We start from the raw sequence: 5888 nt of genomic DNA, 5'->3' as shown, positions 1-5888 counted from the left end.
GGCACAACCTCCTGACCAGAACACCGCTCCGCCCTCGGCAACGCGGGGCGGGCGGTGTTCGGTTCACTCGACTTGCCGGACCGTCCCGATCGGACGGTCCGGGAGTTGCGGACGGGTCAGGCCTGGCAACGCGCCTTGACCGCCGCCGCCGCGTGGTGGGCGTAGGTCCTGGTCGAACCGGACCAGTCCTGGCCCCTGGTCAGCAGCTGCACGGCGAGCTTCGCCCCGTCGATCCGGAACGTGCCCACCTCGACCCACTGCCCGCGCCGGTCGACCTGCTTGACGTCGAACGCGCCGACCTGGCCGCCCTTCGCCACCTCGAACCGGTTGAACACGCGGTAGGACGTCGGGCTCCCGCCGACCTCCTGGACGTCGCCGTTGGGCACGAACACCGACACGGTGCACGAACCCGCCGTCACCGGGCCGGTGTTGAACGTCCACAGGCCGTGGGCACTGGCGTCGTCCTTGCCCGCGTCGCCGGACATCGGGATCGACACGAACGCCGTGCCGCAGCCGCTGCCGTGGTCGACCCAGCCCTCCTTGCCCTTGCTGTACGCGCCGACGCCGGTGAACTTCGTGCTGCCGCCGCACCCCGGCCCGGCGGTCGCCTCGTAGGTCGGGGCCGCCTTCTGCGCCTGGGCGGGCGGAGCCGGGTTGTTCGCCGCGCCGGGCTGTCCGGCCGGGTTCGGCTGCCCCGGCCGGGCGGCCTGCTCGCCGCCCGCCGGCGCGGTGTTCCCGGTCTCGCCCGGGACGCCCGCCGGGTCACCCTGCGCGGTGCCGCTCTCGCCGGTCGTCCCGGGAGGCTGGGCCGAGCCGGACGGCGTCTGCCGGTCGTCCTGCCGGTCGGCCACCCCGGGCACGAAACCCGAGCCGGAGCCGGGTTCCTGGGCGTAGCCGGCGACCGACGGTCCCCCGGTGCCGGGATCGGTGCCGTCGTCGAAGCCGGACAGCGCCAGCGGCACGGCGATCAGCACGACGCCCGCGATGGCTGCGGCCACGATCACCGGCTTGGGCACGCGCCCCGGCACGGTGGTGACGACCGTCGAACCGCCCTCGGTGACCGGGGGCACCGCGCCGGCGGCGGCGACCGCCTTCGGCGCGGCCTCGGCGACGGGTGCGGCGGGCGGGGCCGCCGCACCCGGTGCCGGCGGTGCGGGCCGGGCCTCCGGTGGCGCGACCGCCGCCGCGGCCTGGGCCTGTGTCTGTGTGGACATGGGTCTTCGCTTTCCCCGCCGGGCCGGCTAGTGCCGGAACCCTTGGCGGACGTTCATCACGTTGGTCAGTTCGGTGGCCTTCAGGTGGGCGGACAGCGAGGTCATCACGTCGACCTTGTTGCGCACCTCCGCGCCGAGGAACGCGATCGCCTCCTCGAACGCCTTGGCCCCCGAGAACTGCTCGCGCATCTCCAGCCCGTCGGAGTCGTCGCCGCACGCGTCCATCAGCAGCGAGTACCGGTCGTCGGACTGCTCGCCGAGCGCGTCGATGGGATCGGCGACGTCACCGAAGTGGCGTCCCAGACTCTCGATCGCCTCCGGGTTCGCGCCGATTCTGGATGCCATGGTCGTCCTCTCGTCCGGACGCGGTGGTGGGCCCGACCGCGTGCTGTTGCAGGCTTGCGGGGCGGATGCCGCGGATCGCGCGCAGCGGACCGGGGCCGAGCGGCACCGGGACCGGCGTCGGGCGTCGGGCCCGGCCGCCCAGGACGGCCGGGGCGGCGCCGGGGTCGGTGCCCCAGTTCCGCTCGTCCTCGGCCAGCCAGCTGGTGCGCTCGCGGTCCTTGCGCCCGCCCGCCTCCGCGCCGACGCCGCCGACCGTGGCCGGCGGCAGGTAGTTCACGCCGCCGCTGCCGCGCGCGCCCTGGCCGCCCGCCGTCGACACGGTGGCGGGGTGCCCGGTCTCGGCGGACGGCGGCAGCGCGGCGGTCGGCGACATGCCGACCCGGACCCCGGCCGGTGCCGGTCCGCCGATGAGCCGCAGCGGATCGGCACCGCCGACCGGCAACGCGGACGCCGGACCCGGCGGTGCCGGGGACGGGTTGCGGCGCAACGACTTCAGGTAGGTCTCCAGCACCGCGCCATCGCCCGGCACGCCGTCGTCCGGGCCGGCTCCGGCGCGCGTGCGGCCCCGGTCGCGGGACCGGCCGGCGGTCGCGCCGACCACGCCGAACGGCCCCAGCCACGCCCCCGGCGGCACCGCGACCGGGCGGCCGTCGCCGTCGAGCACGATCCTGCCGTCCGGGCCGATCACCGTGCCGTCGCCGGAGATCCGCGATCCCGCCGGCAGCCCCGGCACGCCTCGGGGTGTGCGCGACGGGAACGTGGAGCCGTTCGTCGGCACGGTGGTCGGGCCGGGCGGGCCCGGCGGCGGCGCAACGGTCGGCGGCGGCACGGAAAGCGTGGTGACGTGCGGGGACCCGCCGCCGTCGACCGGGCCCGCCGACGGACCGTCCGGCGGGCCGGTGCCCTCGGGCGGCGGCGGGGCCGACGCCTCGGTCGCCGACCGCGTGACGACCGTCGGCAGGTACCGGCCCGCGTCGGTGTAGGCGGTTTCCAGCTGCCGCACCGCCGGTGCCGCCGCGTTGTCCAGCACGGCCACCTGGTGCGCCACCCAGACCCGCTTCGCGGCCTCCTCCAGCCTGCCCCACACCGCCGCGTCGGAGACCTCGCCGCCCAGCAGCGAACTCTCCGGGTAGCCCGGCGCCCCCGCGACCGGTGCGGTCGGCCGGTGCGCCGCGAAGTCCCGGACGAGTTCCGGCGCGGACCAGATCGCGCTGATCACCCCGTTGGGCCAGGCCAGTTGCGAGCCCGTGGCGGTGATCCGCAGGCCGCCCAGCCCGGTGTCGTAGGTGAAGGACTCGCCACCCTCCCACCGGTCGAACGCCCGCGCCACCGTGCCGACGAACGCGGCTTCGGCGTCCTTCGCCCCCCGCAGCGCGTCCCAGACGGTGCGCTCACGGCTGAGCTGGGCGACCAGGTTCGTGCAGCGGTACACCAGGTCGTCCATCTCGGACCAGTACGCCGCCGCCGTGCTGCCCTGGAAGTCGTCGCCGCCGTGCGCGGTCCGGTCCCGCCACGTCCGCAGCACCGGCGCTTTCGCGGTCAGCCAGTTCGCGACGCCCTCCAGCGTGCCGGCCGCGGTGTCGAAACTGGACCGCCTGCCCGCCGAGTTGGTGTCGTTCGCCAGCGTGCCCAGGATGTGCGACGCGTTGTCCCGGTAGGACTTCGCGGCGGCGAGACCGGCGGGGGTCGGGTCGGCCACACCCGCGTACGAGGTGGGCGGCACGGTGTTGACCACGTGCCAGGTGTTGCCCGGCGCGGCCACGCCGGTCAGCGCCTGCCACGACAGCCAGCTCTGCGACACGACCGCGCGCCGGTCGGGCACCGGCGGGTCCGACGGGCCGCTGAACAGGTTGAGCGCCTGGTGCCACCACCATCCGCCCGGACCGCCGAGCAGGTCCTCCGCCACCGGTCAGCTCTTCCGGCCGTCGGGGAAGATCGGCGGGGCCTGCTCCCAGACCTGCGCGAAGGCCCGGTCCACCGGGGTCTCGCCGGCCATCGCGGCGCGCAGCTCGTCGCGCTGCGCCACGAACGGCCGGAACACCTCCTCGACCGCGCCCGCCATCGAACGGCGGGCCTGGCCGAGGGTGTCGACGAGCAGCTCGGACAGCTGGGCGGGCGGCATCGAGCGGTACCTGGTGGTGTGGAACTCGATGCCCACCACGGCGTTCTGCGCGTCCACGGTCACGGTCACCATGCGGTCGCGGGAGGTCGCCGACGCCGTGCGGGTCTCGATCTCGGCCTTGGCCGCCTCCAACCGGTCACGCTGTTCCCTCAACGTGACCATGGTCCGCCGAACGTGATCCTCCAGCCATTCCGCCATCGAACCCTCCCATCGCGTGGTTGCGCGTCGTCGTGGCCGGGGCCGGCCTGCCCCGCCGGCGGCGGCCGAGCACGGCGGGGCCGACCTTCGGGTCGGTGCCCCACGTCTGCTCGTCCTCGGCCAGCCAGGTGGTCCGGTCCCGCTCGCCCTTGCCCTGGTCCCCCGCGCCGCCCGCGCCGGGACCGCCCGCCGTGGGCGGGTAGAACGGCACGCCGCCCATCCCGTTCGCCGCGCCGCCCGCCGCGGTGCCGCCCTTGAGCAGCGACGGGCCGCTCTCCGTGGCGACCGTCTTGACCGGGGTGCCCGCCGGCGCGGGCGGTTCCCTGACCGGTTGCAGCTGGCCGAGTCCGGATCCCTTGCGCAGCGCGGCTTCCAGCGCGCTGCCGGACAGCGGAGCGCCCGACGGGCCGCCGGGTGTCAGCAGCGTCGGCAGCGACACCTGGTCGCGGCCGGTCAGCGATTTGAGGTACCGGTCGAAATCGGTCTCCACCGGCTTCGGCGTGCCGGTGACCGGGCGGGCGACCCGGTCCTTCTCGGTGAGCTTGGCCCCGCCGGGGCCGACGATCTCGCCGTCCGGGTTGACCCGCGAGCCCGGCGGCACCACGATCGGCCGGCCGTTGCGGTCCAGCACCGGTTTGCCGTCCGGGCCGAGCACCGTGCCGTCCTCGCCGATCCGCGAGCCGGTCGGCACCTTCAGCAGGTCGTTCGGCCCGGTCGGCTTCGGGAGCCCGGGGACGTTGCCACCGGGACCGGGCACACCGGGACCGGGCGGCTTCTTGCCACCGTCGAGGCCGGGCGGCTTCTTGCCGTCGCCCAGCCCCGGGACGGGCTGCGGACCCGACGGGCCGAGGATGTCCTTCGGGTCGGGGACGTTGCCGCCGCCCTTCTTGTCCTTCAGGTCCTTCAGGTCCGGCGCGCCCTTGTCGGGGTCCTTGGTCGGGTCCTTCGTCGGATCCTTGGTGGGGTCCTTGGTCGGGTCGACCACCGGGGGCGGCGGCAGCGAGACGGGCGTGCGGATCGGCGGCAGGTGCTTGGCGACGTCCGGCAGGCTGCCGCCCTTCTCGTAGGCGCCCAGCAGCGTCAACGCCTCCTTGGCCGCCGTGTCGAGCTTCTGCTGGTGCAGCAGCCAGACCTGCTTGGCGACCGAGTCCATCGACTCCCAGAAGGTGGCGAGCTTGACCGACGAGCCGAACAGCGTGCTGCTCGGGTAGGTCTCGCCGCCCTTGCGGTTCTTCCACGCCTGGCTCATGTCCTCGACCAGGGTCGTGCTGGTGCGCACGGCCCGGATCGCGCCGGAGGGCCAGGCCAGCGCGGACGGCTTGCCGGTGACCGGCCCGAAGCCCGGGACGGTGACGGTGACCTCGGCGTCCCCGTCCATCCCGAGCCACTGCCGGTAGGCGGTGAGCAGCTTGCCGATGGCGGCGGAGAGCTGCCCCTTGCCGGTGTCCAGGTGTTCCCAGGGCTTCGTCGCGTCGAGCTTGGTCACCACCTCGGCGCACCCCGACCTCAGGTCCTCGAACGCGGTCCAGTAGGCCGAGGCGGTGTTGCCCTGGAAGTCGTCCCCGTCGTGCGCGACCCCGTTCCGGTGCCCCAGGAACACACCGGTCTTCTTGTCCAGCCACTCGCGGACGCCGAACAGCACCTCGCGGGCCGTCTGGAACGTCCCGGGCACCGCCGGTTTGCCCCCGAAGTTGTTGGCCACCTGCGAAACCGCGCCGTAGAACTTGTCCATCGGGTCTTTCAAGCCCTCTTCGTTGATGCTCGCCACCCCGTAGCACGAGTAGCCCGGGGGTTGGGTTTCGAAGAGGATCTGGTGCTTGCCGCTGGTCGCGTGGTCGTTCCAGACGCCGACGAGCGTCCAGAAGTAGTTCGCGTTGATGATCCACGGCGGTGTCGTGACGCTGTGCCGGTCCGGGACGTCGCCCTCGACCTGGAAGACCTTGAACGCCTGCTCCCAGGTCGGGCTGCCGATCCCGGACTCGCTGCCCCACGGCGGAAAGGCGACCACG

General features: G+C 74.5%; 5 protein-coding genes. All 5 read right to left on the bottom strand.

The genetic code is table 11. The features are described from left to right. Window positions 1–116 precede the first annotated feature (116 nt). From AC0HI0_RS09945 to AC0HI0_RS09925, 5 genes are read right to left on the bottom strand one after another with little or no spacing between them, the layout of a single operon-like run. On the bottom strand, window positions 117–1214 hold the full coding sequence (locus AC0HI0_RS09945; protein ID WP_480932004.1) for a hypothetical protein: 1098 nt from the start codon (window positions 1212–1214) through the stop codon (window positions 117–119). Window positions 1215–1241: 27 nt separating this feature from the next. Beyond that, window positions 1242–1559, bottom strand: a complete 318-nt coding sequence (locus tag AC0HI0_RS09940) for a hypothetical protein (protein ID WP_480932003.1) — start codon at window positions 1557–1559, stop codon at window positions 1242–1244. After that, complete coding sequence (locus tag AC0HI0_RS09935) at window positions 1498–3465, bottom strand: hypothetical protein (protein WP_480932002.1); 1968 nt, start codon at window positions 3463–3465, stop codon at window positions 1498–1500. Before AC0HI0_RS09935 ends, AC0HI0_RS09940 begins: the two co-directional genes overlap by 62 nt. 3 nt (window positions 3466–3468) lie before the next feature. After that, window positions 3469–3843, bottom strand: a complete 375-nt coding sequence (locus AC0HI0_RS09930; RefSeq protein WP_480932001.1) for a YbaB/EbfC family nucleoid-associated protein — start codon at window positions 3841–3843, stop codon at window positions 3469–3471. Next, complete coding sequence (locus AC0HI0_RS09925) at window positions 3818–5887, bottom strand: hypothetical protein (protein WP_480932000.1); 2070 nt, start codon at window positions 5885–5887, stop codon at window positions 3818–3820. The genes AC0HI0_RS09930 and AC0HI0_RS09925 overlap by 26 nt, the downstream gene beginning before the upstream one ends. Window position 5888 lies beyond the last annotated feature (1 nt).

It is taken from the genome of Saccharothrix sp. NBAS 001, assembly GCF_056640475.1.
This window is presented reverse-complemented; position numbering and strand designations above follow the sequence as displayed.

Coding starts and splice junctions, on each gene's coding strand:
- AC0HI0_RS09945 (WP_480932004.1), bottom strand. CDS start 1,214: ATGTCCACACAGACACAGGCCCAGGCCGCGGCGGCGGTCGCGCCACCG.
- AC0HI0_RS09930 (WP_480932001.1), bottom strand. CDS start 3,843: ATGGTCACGTTGAGGGAACAGCGTGACCGGTTGGAGGCGGCCAAGGCC.
- AC0HI0_RS09940 (WP_480932003.1), bottom strand. CDS start 1,559: ATGGCATCCAGAATCGGCGCGAACCCGGAGGCGATCGAGAGTCTGGGA.